The following is a 15,036-nucleotide window of genomic DNA, read 5'->3' as shown; positions in this document are numbered from 1 at the left end:
GGCAGGCATGGGGGCAGGGCGCGCCGGGCCCCGCCGACCGCGGTGGCGTCACGCGGTCGGCGGGCGGGCGCCGCTGCTGTGGTCAGGCGGCGAGTTCGCCGGCCTGGAGCTGCCAGAGGGATGCGTAGAGCCCGTGCAGGGCGAGGAGTTCGTCGTGGGTGCCCTGTTCGGCCACCACGCCGCCCTTGTCCATGACGTAGATCCGGTCCGCGTGGCGGACGGTGGAGAGCCGGTGGGCGATGACGACCATGGTCCGGTCGGCCGCGAAGCCGCGCAGGGTGCGCTGGATGGCGGCCTCGGTCTCGTTGTCCACGGCGGAGGTGGCCTCGTCGAGGATCACCACCGGCGAGTCCTTGAGGATCGCCCGGGCCAGGGCGATCCGCTGCCGCTGGCCGCCGGAGAGCGCGGCGCCGCGTTCGCCGATCAGGGTGTCGTATCCGTCCGGGAGAGTCGCGACGAAGGTGTGGGCCTCGGCCATGGTGGCCGCCCGGGCCACGGCCTCGTCCGAGGCCCCGAAGCTGCCGTAGCGGATGTTGTCGGCGATGCTGCCGTCGAAGAGGAACGGGTCCTGGGCGACGAAGCCGATGGCGTGGCGCAGGTCGTGCCGCCGCAGCTCCCGGACGTCCTGCCCGTCGAGCAGCACGCTGCCGGACTCGGCGTCCTGGAAGCGCATCAGCAGCTTGGCGACCGTGGTCTTGCCGGAGCCGGTGGCGCCGACGAGGGCGGTGACCTGCCCGGCGGGGATGGTCAGCGAGAGGTCCTCCAGCACCGGCGGCCGGCCGGGGTAGGCGAAGGTCACGTCGTCGAGGACGATCTCGCCGCGCACCTTGTCGCTGTCGAGCGGGTCGCCGGTGCCCTCGGCCTCGACGGGCAGGGCGCGCAGCCGGTGCACCCGGTCGTAGGCGGCGAGGGTGCGCTGGTACTGGTCGACGATGCCGCCGAGCCGGTTCATCCGCAGCAGCACCATCTGGGGCAGCCCGATCAGCGGGCTGAACACCTCGAACGGCAGGCTGCCGTTGAGCACCGACCGGCCGCCGATCAGCAGGGTGCCGGCCATCGAGCTGGTCGTGCAGACCCGGACGGTCTCGGCGTGCCGGATCGTGCTCCGGTCGGTCTGCTGGGTGCTGTCCTGGGCCCGCGCGCTCAGCCGGTCGACGCGTTCGGCCTCGTAGTCCTCGGTGCAGAAGCTCTTGACGGTGGCGCCGGCCTCCAGGGTGTTCACCAGCTGGCTGTGCAGCCTGGCCCGGTCCTCGCCGGCGGCGGCGTAGTCGGCGGTGACCTTCTCCTGGTAGCGGAGCGACAGCCAGGCGATGACCGGGATGGGCAGGAAGGCGATCCAGGCGATCTGCGGTGCCAGCAGCAGGAACACCGGCACCAGGACGGCCAGGCTGGTGCCCATCTGGAGCACGTCGCTGGCCGAGGTGGCGAAGAAGGCGCCCAGCTGGCGGGCGTCGTCGGTGAGCACTCCGGCGATCCGGGTGGTCCGTTCGCCCTCCAGGTGCCGCAGTTCGAGGTGCTGCACGTGCTCGTAGGTGCGGCTGCGCCAGTCGTGCTCGATGTCCTGGCCGAGTTGGCGCCACTGGAGGTTCGAGGAGTAGGACAGGCCCGCGACGGCGGCGCAGGCGACGGCCACCAGCCCGGCCAGGCCCCAGAGTTGGGCGGAGGCGGTGGTCAGGCCGAGGTGGACCAGCGGTGCGGCCTCGCCCTTGATGAGGACCAGGGCGGTCCAGCCGAGGAAGGTCGCGAGCGCCATCTCGGAGAACTGGCAGGCGACGGAGAGCGCGGAGGCGCGCAGGAGCCGCCGCCGGTGCGGTCCGACGATCTCCAGCAGGGGATGGCGTTCGTCCGCGAGCCCGGCCGGTTCGCCGGCCGTGTCGACGGTTCTGCGCCAGGCCTTCCGCAGGACGGCCACGGTCGCGGCGGCGACCCCGCCGAGTGCGACCAGCTGCTTACTGAGCGCCGATCCGCGGATCAGCGCGACGCCGGCCGCCACCCCGCCGCCCACGGCGAGGACCGGGCGCACGACGGTGCCACGGTCCGGGCGCGGGGCCGGCGCGGCGGCGGGCCGGGCCGGCGGCGGGGTGGCGGCCGGCCCCTGGGTGACCAGGGCGACCGCCCTGCGGATGATCCGGCCGACGTCCGCGGCGCGCACCCGCGCGTCGTACCGGACGAGGACCCCACCGGTGATCGGGCTTGCCTGCGCCTCGGTGATCCCGGGGACGCGCCGCAGCGCGGCGGCGAGGATTTCGGCGGTCCGGGGCCGGCCGAGGACCGGCTTGACGTCCCAGCGCTGGCGCCCCGGGACGACCGAGCGCGGGCGCACGTCCGAATCCACGGAAAGGTTCCCGACTGCGGCACCCAGCAGAGATGGCATGTGTACGATCACCTGTTTGCGGAGGTCGCGGATGGGCCGTCATTGGGCATGGCGGAGCACTGCGACGAAGTGGGAAGTCTGAAGGGGAATGCGGTTCGGCCTGCGGGCCGACGGCCGACCCGCCGCTTGGACACATCCTCCGGGTTCGGCCGGAACATGCGCCCAGGCGGTGGGTCGGGCCCGCAGCGGGACGTCAGTTCGTCTTGGCGCCGGCGCCGGCAGTCGCGCGGATCTTGGGGGCCCTCGCCTCGTTCTCGGCCCGGTGGACGGACTCGTCCTCCTTCTCGCCGTTCGGCGTGGCGCTCTCGGCGGCCCTGTGGTGGTGCTCGTCGGACGCGACCTGCGCGGCCACCATGTCGGCGGCCACCTCGGCCGCGAGGTCGTGGATGTTCTCCCCGGCCTCGTGGGCCGCCTTCTTCACCTCCATCACGATTCCGACGGACGTCTTGACGACGCCGCGCACCAGCGGCTTGAGGAGGCGCTTGGCCAGTGGCGCGACGATGAGGCCGACCAGGAAGGGCGGTACTACGGGCGGCATGTTGCTCCAACCTCTCTACGCAGACGGATGACAGGGGACCCCGGGGGCACTGCGAACTCCGGAGCACACACAACAGAGCGGACCGAAGCACCCATGTCCGGAATTCTCGATTCCCGTGCCGGATTTCCCTGCTGGGCCGAATTCCTCGTCGATGGGGTCCACCGCCCGCTCCTTGGCCACCGTAGTCGAGCCGGGCCCGTCGGGACCAAATATCCTCGGCGGATTCACCCGTGCGAGTGCTTTACAAGGCCCCTTCCATGGGTTGCGACATACAGAACCGTCGAATTAACACATGATCCGACTTTCAGATCAATACCGATTGTCGGCCTCCCGCTCCACCCTCCGCCCCAGCGCCGGAAACGGCAGCCCACCACCCCCCAGCACCGCCTCGTGGAAGGCCCGCACCTCGAACCCGGCGCCCAGCCCGGCCTCCGTCCGGGCCCGCAGCCGGACGAACTCCAGGTAGCCCGCCCGGTAGGAGAGCGCCTGCCCGGGCAGGTCCGTCGCGTAGCGCAGCAGGTCCGAGGCGATCTGGCCCTCCGCCTCGGTGGAGTTGGCGCGCATGAAGTCCCGGGCCTGCTCCAGGCCCATCGTCCCGAGGTTGAGCCCGGTGTCGACGACGAGGCGCTGCGCGGTGAACCGCTCCTGCGCGAGGCGCCCGTAGGCGTCCCACGGGTCGTCGTAGAGGCCCATCTCCCAGCCGAGGCCCGCCGCGTACTCGGCCCAGCCCTCGTTGAAGGCGCCGAACTCGGCCACCTCCCGGCGCAGCTGCGGCAGGGCGCGGTTCTCCGCCTGCCGGGCGAGGTGGAAGTGGTGCCCGGGAGCCAGCTCGTGGTGGATCAGGGAGGCCGCACCGATCAGCGAGCGCCCCTCCAGGCCGGACCCGTTGTAGCGGTAGCGCCCGACCGGCGTGGCCGGAGTCGGCTGCTCGTAGTACCCGAAGGTCATCCCCGCCTCCAGCGCCGGATCCAGCCGCGCCAGCCCGTACGGCGCGTCCGGCAGCACCGTGAACCAGCGCGGCAGCAGCGGGGCGAGCCGGTCGAGGTAGCCCTGGTAGCGGGCCTCGACCTCCTCGGGGGTCCGGGCGTACAGCCGGGGCTCGGTGCGCAGCCGCTCGTGGAACTCGGCCTCCGAGCCGTGGAAGCCCAGCGTCGCGCGCACCTCCCGCATCCGCTCGGCGAGTTCCAGGCACTGCTCGCGGCCGAGCTCGTGCAAGCGCTCGGGCGGCGTGTCGCCCCCGCTGTGGGTCCGGGCGAAGTCCCGGTAGGCCTCGTCGCCGCCCTCGTACCGCGCCCAGCCGACCTCCCGCGGCGCCTCACGCAGGTAGTCCGGGTCGTCGAGGAGGGCGAGCAGCCGGTCGAACCCCGGCACCAACTCGGCCTCCACCAGCCGCCGTACGCCGTCCCAGAGGTGCCCGCGCTCGGCCGCTCCCAGCCCACCGAGCCGGCCGTCGTCCACCTCCACCCGCTGCGCCACGGAGGTCCGCAGGCCGACGAGGGTGGCGCGCGCGCCGGCCAGGGCCGGGGCGGGCACCCGGAAGCCACGGGCGGCCTGTTCCGCCGTCCGGTCGGCGATCGAGCCGACCACCCGGGCCAGCTCGCGCACCAGCGACACGTACCGTTCGGAGTCGGCCCGTTCGGCGAAGACGAACGGGCGGAACACCGCGTCGACGTACAGCGACAGCGGGAAGAGCCGGTACGGCGTGGCCGCGGGCGTCAGCCAGTAGCAGCGCTGGGCGCGCACCTCCTGCTCGGCCAGCCCCGCGAGGAATCCGACGGTGTCGGCATCGGTGCCGGACAGCTCCGCGCCGTCGAGCGCCCGCACCCCGGCCAGCACCCCCTCGGCGAACCGCGCCCGCTCCTCGGCCTCGACGGGCGAGGCCGGGGGCAGCGTCTCGACCGGCAGCCCCTGGCGGACTCTCAGCAGTGGCTCGCGCTCCAGCAGGAACTCCCAGTAGCGGTCGGCCAGATGGCCCGGCTCGTTCGTCCTCACGGTCATGCGGCCAGTGTGGCGGTGACGGGCCGCCCTGCCGCCCGGTCCACGGGACGGCAGCCCCCGTGTCCCTCGAACGGGTGAGGCGAGGGGTGCCGTCCCGGCGCGGGCTTCCAGTGGGGCACCCTCCGCCTCCGCCTCCGCCTCCGCCACGCCTGACCCCGATCGCCACGCGACATTCGAACACGCTTACTGTGCAGGCGAGTTGACTCGCCAGCGGCAGAACTCGGTGGCACCATGACGCCCATGCCCCGTCGCACCCCGTCGGCCGCCCGCTCCCTCACCGCCGCCGCACTGGCCCTCGCGACGGCCGGTTGCGGGGGTGCCGCCCCGTCCTCGACGAGCACTCCGCTCGTGGAGCACGGCACCGTCCGGATCGCCGCGTCCAGCGAGACGCCGAGCTTCGACCCGTACTCCACCTTCGGGGCCGGTCAGGCCCGTTTCTCCTACGACTCGCTGGTCAACCTCGCCCCCGACGGCACCGTGGTCTCCGGCCTCGCCTCCTCCTGGCAGGCCTCCACCACCACGGCCACCTTCACCCTCCGCCCGGACGTCACCTGCTCCGACGGCACCCCGCTCACCGCCTCCGCCGTGGCCCGGGCGCTGACGTACGCGAGCGACCCGGCCAAGCAGCTGGCCGGCGCCCAGACCGTCCTGCCGAACGTCCCGTTCACCGCGAGCGCCGACGACCGGGCCGGCACGGTGTCGGCCACCACCACCGCGCCCTTCCCCTTCCTCACCCGCTCCCTCGGCCTGCTGCCGATCGTCTGCCCCGCCGGGTTCGACGATCCGCGGTCGCTCGGCCGCGCCACCCGGGGCACCGGCCCGTACGTGCTCACCCGCTACTCCCCCGGCGGGCCCTACGAGTTCACCGTCCGCGAGGGCTACACCTGGGGCCCGGCCGGGGCGACCACCGCGGCGCCCGGCCTGCCGGCCCGGATCGTCCTCTCGGTGGTGCCCCAGGCGGCGACCGCGGCGAACCTGCTGCTCACCGGCGGCATCGACATCGCGAGCGTGAACGGTCCTGACCGCGCCCGGCTCACCGGCCACGGCCTGACCGCCGAGGACGTGGCGACGGTGGTCGGGCTGACCTTCTTCAACCAGCGCCCCGGCCGCCCGCTCGCCGACCCGGCCCTGCGCCGGGCCCTGGTGTCCGCCCTCGACCGCCAGGGCCTCGCCAACGTCGCCGTCGGCGGCACCGGCCACCCGGCCGGCGACTTCGGCGCCGAGGGCGCCGTCTGCCACGCCGACCTCGCCGCCGCCAACCTGCCCGCCCGGGACGCCGCCGAGGCCCTGCGCGCCGCCGGCTGGGCCCGCGGGCCGGACGGCCGGCTGGCCAGGGACGGCCGGCCGCTGCGGCTGCGCCTGATCACCAGCCCCGACCTCGGCCCCACCCTGCCGCCCGCCGCCGAGCTGATGGCCCGGACCTGGACGTCGCTCGGCGCGGACGTCAAGCTGGTCACCGAGAGCCTGCCCGCGCTCGTCAACGTCATGTACCAGACCGGCGACTTCGACGTCGTGGTCGGCACCACCCCGGGCTTCGCCCTGCCGGTCGGCTTCATCCCGTTCTTCTCGGGCCCCACCCCCGCCCAGGGGCTGAACTTCGCGGGCGTCACCAACCCCGAGTACGACGCCCTGGTCGCCCAGGCCCTCCGGGAGCCGGACACCGAAGGCTGCGGCACCTGGAACCGGGCCGCCGCCGCGCTCTTCCGCTCGGCCGACGCCCTGCCGATCGCCGACGGCCGGAGCACCGTGTACGGCCGGAGCACCACCTTCACCACCACCTTCGGCGGCCAACTCGTCCCCACCAGCATCCGCCTCCACCGGTGACCGGGAGGCCGACCGTGTCCCTGCCCCGCCTGCTGCGAAACCCCTGGACGGCGTTCCTCGGCCGCCGCACCGCCCGGCTGGTCCTCTCCCTCGGAATCGTGCTCACCGCCTCCTTCGCGATGATCCGCCTCGTCCCCGGCGACCCGGTCCGCGCCGCCCTCGGGGTCGACGCCGCCCCCGCCCTGGTCGCCGCGCGCCGACACCAACTCGGCCTCGACGCGCCGTTCCCGACCCAGTTCCGGCACTACCTGGGCGGCCTCGCCCACGGCGACCTCGGAACGTCGCTGGTCACCGGCACGCCGGTCGCCGAGCTGGTCCGTACCCGACTGCCGGCCACCCTGGAGATCGCCGGCCTGGCCTTCCTGGTCACCCTCGCCGTGGCCCTGCCCGGCGGGCTGCTCGCCGCGGTCCGCACCCGCGACGGCCGGCGCCCGCGCAGCGAGCTGGCGTTCACCGTGGTCACCGCCGGCCTGGCCGGGGTGCCGGACTTCGTGCTGGCCGCCGGGCTCACCGCGCTGCTGGCCGTCGGCCTCCAGCTGCTGCCGGTGGCCGGCGCGGCGGGTGCCGAGTCCTTCGTGCTTCCGGTCCTGGCGCTCGCCCTCGCGCCGACGGCCGTCCTGCTGCGCATCGTCCGGGTGGAGGCGCTGAAGGTGCTGGGCGAGGACTACCTGCGCACCGCCCGCGGCAAACGGCTGTCCCCCGCCCGCCGCTACCTGCGGCACGCCGCGCCGAACATGGCCACCGCCGCGCTCACCGTCGCCGGGAGCCTGCTGCCCGCCATGATCGCCGGCACCGTCCTGGTCGAGAAGGTGTTCGCCTGGCCCGGCATCGGTTCGGCGATGGCCCAGTCCGTGGTCAGCCAGGACTATCCGGTGATCCAGGCGATGGTGCTGATCCTGGGCTCCACCGTGCTGCTCTCCGGCCTCCTGGTCGACGTGCTGCTGGCGGTGCTGGACCCGCGTTCGACGATCCGGGAGAGCTGAGATGTCCCTTCCCGCCCGGTACCTCCGCTCACCGATGGCCTGGACCTCGGCGGTCATGCTGGCCTCGCTGCTCCTCCTCGCACTGGTCGCACCGCTCCTGTGGGGCACCGCGGCCGACCGTCCCGACCCCTTCGCGGTACTCCAGGGCCCTTCCACGGCCCACCCGTTCGGCACCGACAACCTCGGCCGGGACGTGCTCGCCCGGGTCCTGACCGCCACCCGGCCCTCCCTGCTGCTGGCCCTGGCCGCCACCCTGCTCGGCGCCACCGGCGGCGTCCTGCTCGGCGCGGCCACCGCCGTGGTCGGCCACCGCGCCCGCCGGCTGCTCACCGCGCTGATCACCCTGCTGCTCGCCTTCCCCGCACTGCTGGTCGCGATGTTCCTCGCCGTCGTGTTCGGCGCGGGCGCCGCCGGAGCGGTGCTCGCCCTCGCCGTCGCCGGCGTCCCCGGCTTCGCCCGGCTCGCCCAGACGCTCTCCGCCGCCGTCGCCGGCACCGACCACCTGGCCGCGGCCCGGGTGCTCGGCCTGCGCCGGCACCGGCTGCTGTGGCGGCACGTCCTGCCGAACATCGCCGAGCCGCTGCTGCTGGCCACCACCACCGCCGCGGGCACCGCCCTCGTCGCGCTCGCCGGGCTGAGCTTCCTCGGCCTGGGCGTCCAACCGCCCGACTACGACTGGGGGCAGCTGCTCAACCAGGGACTCGACCGGATCTACGCCGACCCGCTGCCCGCCCTCGCCCCCGGTCTGGCCGTCCTCTACGCGGCGGTGACGTTCCAGCTCCTCGGCGAGGTCCTGGCCGGCGGCGTCGCCCGGCGCACCCCGGCACCCCGTGCCCCCGCGCCACCGCCCGCCCCATGGGGGTCCCCCCGGCCGAAGGCCGGGGGAGGGCCCGCCGAGGACGGCCTGGTGCTCCAGGTCGAGGACCTCAGCGTCGAACTCCCCACCCCGGGCGGGGTGATCCGACCGGTGCGCGACGTGAGCCTCTCCCTGCGCCCCGGCGAGATCGTCGGGCTCGTCGGCGAGTCCGGCTCCGGCAAGTCGCTCACCGCGCTCGCCATCGCCGACCTGCTCCCCGAACGGGCCCGCGTCACCCGGCGGACCCTCCGGCTGCTCGGCGCCGACCTCGCCACCATGACGCCCAAGCAGCGCGACCGCCACCTCGCGACCGGCCTGGCGACGGTCTTCCAGAACCCGGCCTCCGCGCTCAACCCCTCCCTGCGGATCTCCACCCAGCTCACCGAGGCCGTCCGGGCACACCGCGGCGCGAGCCGCGCCCAGGCGCTGTCGGAGGCCGCCGACGCGCTGCGCAAGGTCGGCCTTCCCCCCGAACTGCTGCGCTCGCGCCCCCACCAGCTCTCCGGCGGCCAGCGCCAGCGGGTGATGATCGCCGCCGGGCTGATGCTGCGGCCGGGCCTGATCATCGCCGACGAGCCGACCACCGCCCTGGACGTCACCGTGCAGCGGCAGATCACCCGGCTGCTGTCCGACATCCGCCGGGAGACCTCCGCCACCGTCCTGTTCATCAGCCACGACGTCGCACTGGTCGGCGAGTTCTGCGACCGCGTCCTGGTGATGTACGCGGGGGCCGTCGTCGAGTCGCTGCCCGCCGACCGGCTCGCCGGCGGCGCCCGGCACCCCTACACCCGGGCCCTGGTCGCGTCGGTACCGGACCTCGCGGCGGACCGCGACCGGCCGCTGCCCACGGTGCAGGGCGCACCGCCCGACCCGCTGGCGCCCGCCCCGGGCTGCCCGTTCGAGCCCCGCTGCCCGCGCCGCCGGGACCACTGCGCCGAACAGGCCCCGCCGCTGGAAGACCTCGACGCGGACCACCGGGTCGCGTGCTGGAACCCGGCGCCGGTGGAGGTCCTCGCCCCATGACCACCCTTCAGGTCCTCGACCTCACCGTCCGCCACCACGGCCCGTACGGCCCCGTCACCGCCGTCGACGGGGTCTCGCTGGAGATCCCGGCCGGCACGACGCTCGGGCTCGTGGGCGAGTCCGGCTCCGGGAAGTCGAGCCTGGCCCGCGCGATCGTCGGCCTCACACCCGTGCACGGCGGCCGGGTCCTGCTCGACGGCCGGGAGATCCGGGTCCGGACGGTCGGCGACCGGCGCCGGCTCGGCCGACTGGTCCAGATCGTCCTCCAGGACCCGGACACCGCTCTGGACCCCAGGATGACCGTCCGCCGGACGCTCCTCGAAGCGGCCACCGCGTTCCACCGGCTCGACCGGCCGGCCCGGGCCGAGCGCGTCCCCGCCCTGCTCGAACTCGTCGGCCTGGGCAGCGAGTTCGCGGACCGCCTGCCGCAGCAGCTGTCCGGCGGCCAGCGCCAGCGGGTCGCCGTCGCCCGCGCCCTGGCCGTCGAGCCCGGCCTGCTGATCGCCGACGAGATCACCTCGGCCCTGGACGTGTCGGTGCAGGCCGCCGTCCTCAACACCATCCGCGACCTCCAGCGGCGGCTCGGCCTGTCCATGCTGTTCATCGGCCACAACCTGCCCGCGGTCTGCCACGTCTCCGACGTGCTGGCGGTCATGCGGGACGGCCGGATCGTCGAAACCGCCCCCACCGAGGCCCTGTTGCGCACGCCGCGGCACCCCTACACTCGGGCGCTGCTCGACGCCGTGCCCCGCCTGCCCTCCGGGAGGTCCTGATGCCCAGTCGCCCAGCGGACGCCGTGGTGGTCGGAGCCGGAGTGATCGGCGCCGCCATCGCCCTCGAACTCGCCCGCACCGGACGGCAGGTGACCGTCGTCGACAAGGCGGGCGCGGCCGGCCATGGCTCCACCAGCGCCTCCAGCGCGATCATCCGGTTCAACTACTCCACCTTCGACGGGGTCGCCACCGCCTGGGAGGCCCAGCACCTCTGGACGTCCTGGCCCGAGCACCTGCGGCTCACCGGCCACCGACCGCTCGCCGCCTTCCACCGCACCGGCGTCGTCCTGCTCGACTCCCCCGCCGCCGACCCGTCCGCCGTCACCGCCCTGTTCGACCGTGCCGGCGTCCCGTACGAACGGTGGGACGCCGGCGCGCTGCGCCGCCACCTGCCCGGGATCGACGCCGGCCGGTACTGGCCGCCGAAACCCGTGGACGACGACGCCTTCTTCGACGCGCCTTCCGGTGAACTCGGCGCGCTCTTCACCCCGGACGCCGGGTTCGTCGACGACCCGCAGCTCGCCGCCCAGAACCTCGCGGACGCGGCCGGCAAGCTGGGCGCGCGCTTCCTGTTCCACCACACCGTGGTGGCCGTCGACCGCGCTGCGGGCCGGGTGGTGGGCATCCGGCTGGCCGACGGCACCCGGATCGCCGCACCGGTCGTGGTCAACGCCGCCGGCCCGTGGTCGGGCGGCCTCAACCGGCTGGCCGGCGTCGGCGACGACTTCACCGTCGGCGTACGGCCGCTGCGCGAGGAGGTGCACCAGGTCGCCGCGCCCGGCTTCGGCCCGGTGGTCGCCGCCCCTGGCTTCGGCCCGGTGGTCGCCGACCTCGACCTCGGCACCTACCTGCGAGCGGCCCCCGGCGGCCGGCTCCTGGTCGGCGGCACCGAGCCGGCCTGCGACCCGCCGCAGTGGATCGACGACCCCGACGACGCCGACCCCCGCCCGACCGCCCGCCGCTTCCGGACCCAGGTCACCCGGGCGGCCCGCCGCTTCCCGGAGATCGGCGTCCCCAACCGGCCTCTCGGGATCGCGGGCGTGTACGACGTCGCCGACGACTGGACCCCGATCTACGACCGCACCGCGCTGGCCGGCTACTACGTCGCCATGGGCACCAGCGGCAACCAGTTCAAGAACGCCCCGCTGGTGGGCCGCTACCTGACCGCCCTGATCGACGCGGTCGAGTCCGGCCACGACCACGACCGCGCCCCGGTCCGCCACCGCTGCGACCACACCGGCAACGTCGTCGACCTGGGCACCTTCTCCCGCCTGCGCCCGGTCCGGCCCGGCTCCGCCCGGACGGTCATGGGCTGACCGCGCCCAGCTCCCGCACCAGGTCCTCGACCACGCCGACCACGAACTCGGGTGCCTCGTGCGGGAAGTCGTGGCCCGTCCCCGCCGGCGTGTGCACCAGCCGGGACGACGTCGACGCCGCCAGGTACCGCGTCCTGCTCCGGAGGTAGAAGCGGCTGATCCGCTCGGCCTCGGCGGCGTCCCGGGCCCCGGCCAGCACCGCCTCACCGCCGATGAGGTCCCGCGGTATCACCAGCACCAACGGCAGGTCCCCGAGGTCACCGTCGTACACCACGGTCTCCCAGCCCACTCTCGCCAGCCCGGACGGGGTCAGCTCGGCGAAGACCGACGCGGCGGCGCAGCCCGGCCCGGTCCGGGGCCCGGGGCCGCGGCGGGCGCCGAACAGCTGCCGCACCGCCGTCCGCAGGAGGCCACGGCGCACCGCCGCGAGCTGCCGGTTGGGCGGCGCGAAGGCGATGACCTCCAGGGGCGTCGGATCCAGCAGCACGAGGCCGGCCACCAGGTCCGGCCGGCGCCTGGCCACGTTCGCGACCAGCAGCCCGCCGAAGGAGTGGCCGACGAACACGAAGGGAGCCCGCTCCCCCGCCTCCTCCAGCGCCGCCGGAAGCTCCTGCGCCTCGACCGCCGTCGTCCGCGGGAACGGCCCGACGTCGCTCCAGCCCGTCCCGAGGCGGTCCACCAGCACCGACCGGGCCCTCGCCGCCAGCATCGTGTGCAGCTCCCGGAGGTCCTCACCCGGGGCGTGCCCGCCGGGCACCCAGACCACCGTCGGCCCGCCCCCGGCCTCCCCCTCGGAGAGGAGGTGCATCCGGTGACCGCCCACGTCCACCAGCCGCCCCGGCGGCGGATTCCCCCGCGCCTCGCGGGCCACCAGCACCAGGTGCCGCACGGCTCCCGCCGCCAGCAGCACACCGACGGCCATCACCAGGCCACCGAGCGCCACCGCCCAGGCCGCCCCCGTCCCGACCAGCAGGCCACCGCCTGCCACCACCAGCACCGCGACCGGCACTCCCAGCCAGTCCCGGCTCAGCAGCGCGAGCAGGGAGTCCGCGACCCGTCCGTCCTGGCGCATCGGTCCTCCGCGAGGGCAGTCGAAAACCGATCCTTGCCAGTATCCTCCCCCGGGCCGTTCACCCCAATGCCCGCCGTCCGACATGGCGGGACCGGCGATCACCCCGCGTCGACTCCAGGTGAGATCCCGGGCATCGGATCGGTGACGGCGGGTTCCAGCGGCTTCACCATGTAGACCGCCTCGGTGCCGTAGCTCGCGGGCAGCCCGATCTCCGGCCGGGCGCGGTAGCCCAACGGGGTCCACAGCACCTGCGAGCCACGCACGGCGACCAGGGAGAGGGTCCGGCAGTGGGCCGCCCGCCCGATCTCCTCCAGATGCCGCAGCAGCCGGTGGGCCAGTCCCCGGCCGCGCGCCCGCTCGGCGATCACCAGGTCGTGGGCGTGCAGGTTGCCCTCCCGGTCGCTCCCCTGGACGGCGCCTTCCTCGGACAGGCTCAGGTCCGGGCAGCGGAACCGCGGGTACGGCAGGGCCAGCAGGTAGCCGCCGAAGCCGCCCGCGTGCTCCAGCACGAAGCAGGTACCCGGCGAGGCACGGTGCCGGGAGCGGAGCGCCTCGCGACCCTCGGACAGGCCGCTGGCGGCGTAGGCGCGCTCCTCCAACGCGACCACCTCGTCCCAGTCCTCCTCCTGAAACAGCCGGATCCGGGTGTCGGTCATGCGTCCTCTCCGTTCTGAGCCGGGCCGCCGACGCAGGTGTACGGCAGCGGAACGAAGCCGTTGAACCCCTGGGTGGCGTACGCGGCGGCGTACGCGCCGCAGGAGTGCACCCACACCGGGTCGCCGGAGGCGGCTGCCTGCGGGACGCGCACCAGGCCGTCCTCCCGGGCGTACGCGTCGTCGCTGTCGCAGGTCGGGCCGGCCAGTACGGCGTCGACGAACTGGCCGCCGGGGTGGGTGGGGAACTCCAGCCGGTACTGCAACTGGTCCATCTCGTACAGACCGTTGAACTTGCCGCAGCTCAGATAGAGCCAGTCCTCCCGGGTGCCGTCGAGGCGGCGGCGGGAGGTGAGCCGCGCCACCTGGGCGCGGATCGCGCCGTGGTCGGCGACCAGGTGCCGCCCGGGCTCCAGGACGAACTCCAGCGGCCCGGCGTTGACGGCGCGCAGCCGCTCCATGCCCTCGCGGATCACCGAGAACATCTTGTCCAGCGGCGGGTCCAGCGGGCGCCCGCTCCGGTCGAGGACGCCGAGGGCGGGCAGGCCTCCGCCGAGGTTGATCCGGGTCGGGGTGATACCGCGCCGGTCGAGCGCCTCCAGGACTTCCGCCAGCGAGTCGATCGCCGCGGCCCAGGCCTCGGTCGTCATCTGCTGGGAGCCGACGTGCACCGACAGGCCGGAGGGCACCAACCCGGCGCTGCGGGCGGCGTCGAGCACCAGCGGGGCGTCCTCGGGCGAGCAGCCGAACTTGTGGCTCAGGCCCCACAGCGCGCCCTCGCCGCTGGTCGCGATCCGGCAGAACACCCGTGCGCCGGGGGCGTGTTCGGCGATCGCCGCGACGTCCTCCACACAGTCGGTGGCGAAGTCGCGCACGCCCAGCCGGTGGGCCTCGGCGATGTTGCGGTCGGACTTGACGGTGTTGCCGTAGTGGATCAGCCCGGCCGGTACTCCGGTGCGCAGCGCCTGGGCGATCTCCTGCGGGCTGGCCGCGTCGAAGCCGGAGCCGAGCGCGGCGAGGTACCCGAGCACCTCGTCCACCGGGCAGGCCTTCATCGCGAACCGGACGGCCACACCCGGCAGCTCGGCACAGAGCGCGGCGTACTGGCGGCCGACGCCGTCGAGGTCGTAGATGATGACGTCCTCGGTGGCGGCGGCCAGTGCGGCGCGCAGCGCGGTGCAGTCGTACTGGTCATCGGGGAGAGGGCCGGTGACTGCGGGCGCGGCGGCCGGGGCGGCCGGGGCGCGGTGACCGGCTCTTGCACGGCCCGCTGTTGTGCCTGGTTCGGCGATCTGGCGCACGTCGATGCTATGAGGCCTCACGGGTGAACTCCCGGTCCGACTGGATGATTGACGTCAAGGGCTTGCTGGCACCCATGAGATGAAACGAGGGAGTCCAAAGGTCGGCTGTGATGCCCGACTTGGACCCCCTATCCCCCGCACTCTACGGACCTCCGGGGCCTGCGCCCGCACCTGCCGCGCACCAGCTCCCGCCCGCTACCGTCGGGCAGGTGCAGCGTCGTTGAGCCACCGCCCGGCGCGTGGAATCACCCGAACGGCATCAAGCCGCCCCCTCACGACATTGACGACCGGGCCCCGCCGGACGCTGCCGAAGAACGCCCGCCTC

At 74.5% G+C, this 15,036-nt stretch carries 11 protein-coding genes; 5 read left to right on the top strand and 6 right to left on the bottom strand.

All coding sequences use genetic code 11. The features are described 5' to 3' along the window. Positions 1-82: 82 nt before the first annotated feature. The 3 genes from ACGF0D_RS09985 to ACGF0D_RS09975 form a co-directional block, all read right to left on the bottom strand. Entirely contained in the window at positions 83-2,335 is a 2,253-nt protein-coding gene (locus ACGF0D_RS09985) for an ATP-binding cassette domain-containing protein (protein ID WP_392914579.1), read from the bottom strand. 232 nt (positions 2,336-2,567) lie between these two features. Further along, positions 2,568-2,912, bottom strand: coding sequence for a DUF5132 domain-containing protein (locus tag ACGF0D_RS09980; protein WP_392914578.1), 345 nt, complete (start codon positions 2,910-2,912; stop codon positions 2,568-2,570). A 309-nt stretch (positions 2,913-3,221) separates the two neighbouring features. Continuing rightward, positions 3,222-4,910 (bottom strand): DUF885 domain-containing protein, encoded by a 1,689-nt coding sequence (locus tag ACGF0D_RS09975; protein ID WP_392914577.1) that lies wholly within the window; start codon positions 4,908-4,910, stop codon positions 3,222-3,224. Positions 4,911-5,150: 240 nt separating this feature from the next. Between ACGF0D_RS09975 and ACGF0D_RS09970 the strand changes: the two genes are divergently transcribed. Genes ACGF0D_RS09970 through ACGF0D_RS09950 form a run of 5 tightly spaced genes read left to right on the top strand, consistent with a single transcriptional unit; the run spans position 5,151 to position 11,685 of the window. Beyond that, a complete protein-coding gene (locus ACGF0D_RS09970; protein WP_392914576.1) occupies positions 5,151-6,734 on the top strand; it encodes an ABC transporter substrate-binding protein in 1,584 nt (527 codons plus the stop codon). Positions 6,735-6,748: 14 nt separating this feature from the next. Beyond that, a complete protein-coding gene (locus tag ACGF0D_RS09965; RefSeq protein ID WP_392914575.1) occupies positions 6,749-7,717 on the top strand; it encodes an ABC transporter permease in 969 nt (322 codons plus the stop codon). A 1-nt stretch (position 7,718) separates the two neighbouring features. Then, positions 7,719-9,596 (top strand): dipeptide/oligopeptide/nickel ABC transporter permease/ATP-binding protein, encoded by a 1,878-nt coding sequence (locus ACGF0D_RS09960; protein ID WP_392914574.1) that lies wholly within the window; start codon positions 7,719-7,721, stop codon positions 9,594-9,596. Next, complete coding sequence (locus ACGF0D_RS09955; RefSeq protein ID WP_392914573.1) at positions 9,593-10,369, top strand: ABC transporter ATP-binding protein; 777 nt, start codon at positions 9,593-9,595, stop codon at positions 10,367-10,369. Before ACGF0D_RS09960 ends, ACGF0D_RS09955 begins: the two co-directional genes overlap by 4 nt. Then, the gene (locus ACGF0D_RS09950) at positions 10,369-11,685 is read left to right on the top strand and encodes an NAD(P)/FAD-dependent oxidoreductase (protein WP_392914572.1); all 1,317 of its coding nucleotides are present in this window, start codon (positions 10,369-10,371) and stop codon (positions 11,683-11,685) included. Before ACGF0D_RS09955 ends, ACGF0D_RS09950 begins: the two co-directional genes overlap by 1 nt. Here ACGF0D_RS09950 and ACGF0D_RS09945 read toward each other — a convergent pair. The 3 genes from ACGF0D_RS09945 to ACGF0D_RS09935 all read right to left on the bottom strand — a co-directional run bounded on the left by ACGF0D_RS09945 (position 11,675) and on the right by ACGF0D_RS09935 (position 14,582). Then, positions 11,675-12,757 (bottom strand): alpha/beta fold hydrolase, encoded by a 1,083-nt coding sequence (locus ACGF0D_RS09945; protein WP_392914571.1) that lies wholly within the window; start codon positions 12,755-12,757, stop codon positions 11,675-11,677. The two genes, ACGF0D_RS09950 and ACGF0D_RS09945, sit on opposite strands and share 11 nt — an antisense overlap. 98 nt (positions 12,758-12,855) lie before the next feature. Beyond that, on the bottom strand, positions 12,856-13,413 hold the full coding sequence (locus tag ACGF0D_RS09940; protein ID WP_392914570.1) for a GNAT family N-acetyltransferase: 558 nt from the start codon (positions 13,411-13,413) through the stop codon (positions 12,856-12,858). Further along, a complete protein-coding gene (locus ACGF0D_RS09935) occupies positions 13,410-14,582 on the bottom strand; it encodes a type III PLP-dependent enzyme (protein ID WP_392914583.1) in 1,173 nt (390 codons plus the stop codon). The genes ACGF0D_RS09940 and ACGF0D_RS09935 overlap by 4 nt, the downstream gene beginning before the upstream one ends. Positions 14,583-15,036: the final 454 nt, after the last annotated feature.

The organism is Kitasatospora sp. NPDC048298, from assembly GCF_043201465.1.
Taxonomy (GTDB): domain Bacteria; phylum Actinomycetota; class Actinomycetes; order Streptomycetales; family Streptomycetaceae; genus Kitasatospora.
Note: the sequence above shows the minus strand (reverse complement) of the source record. Positions and strands in the feature narration are given on the sequence as shown.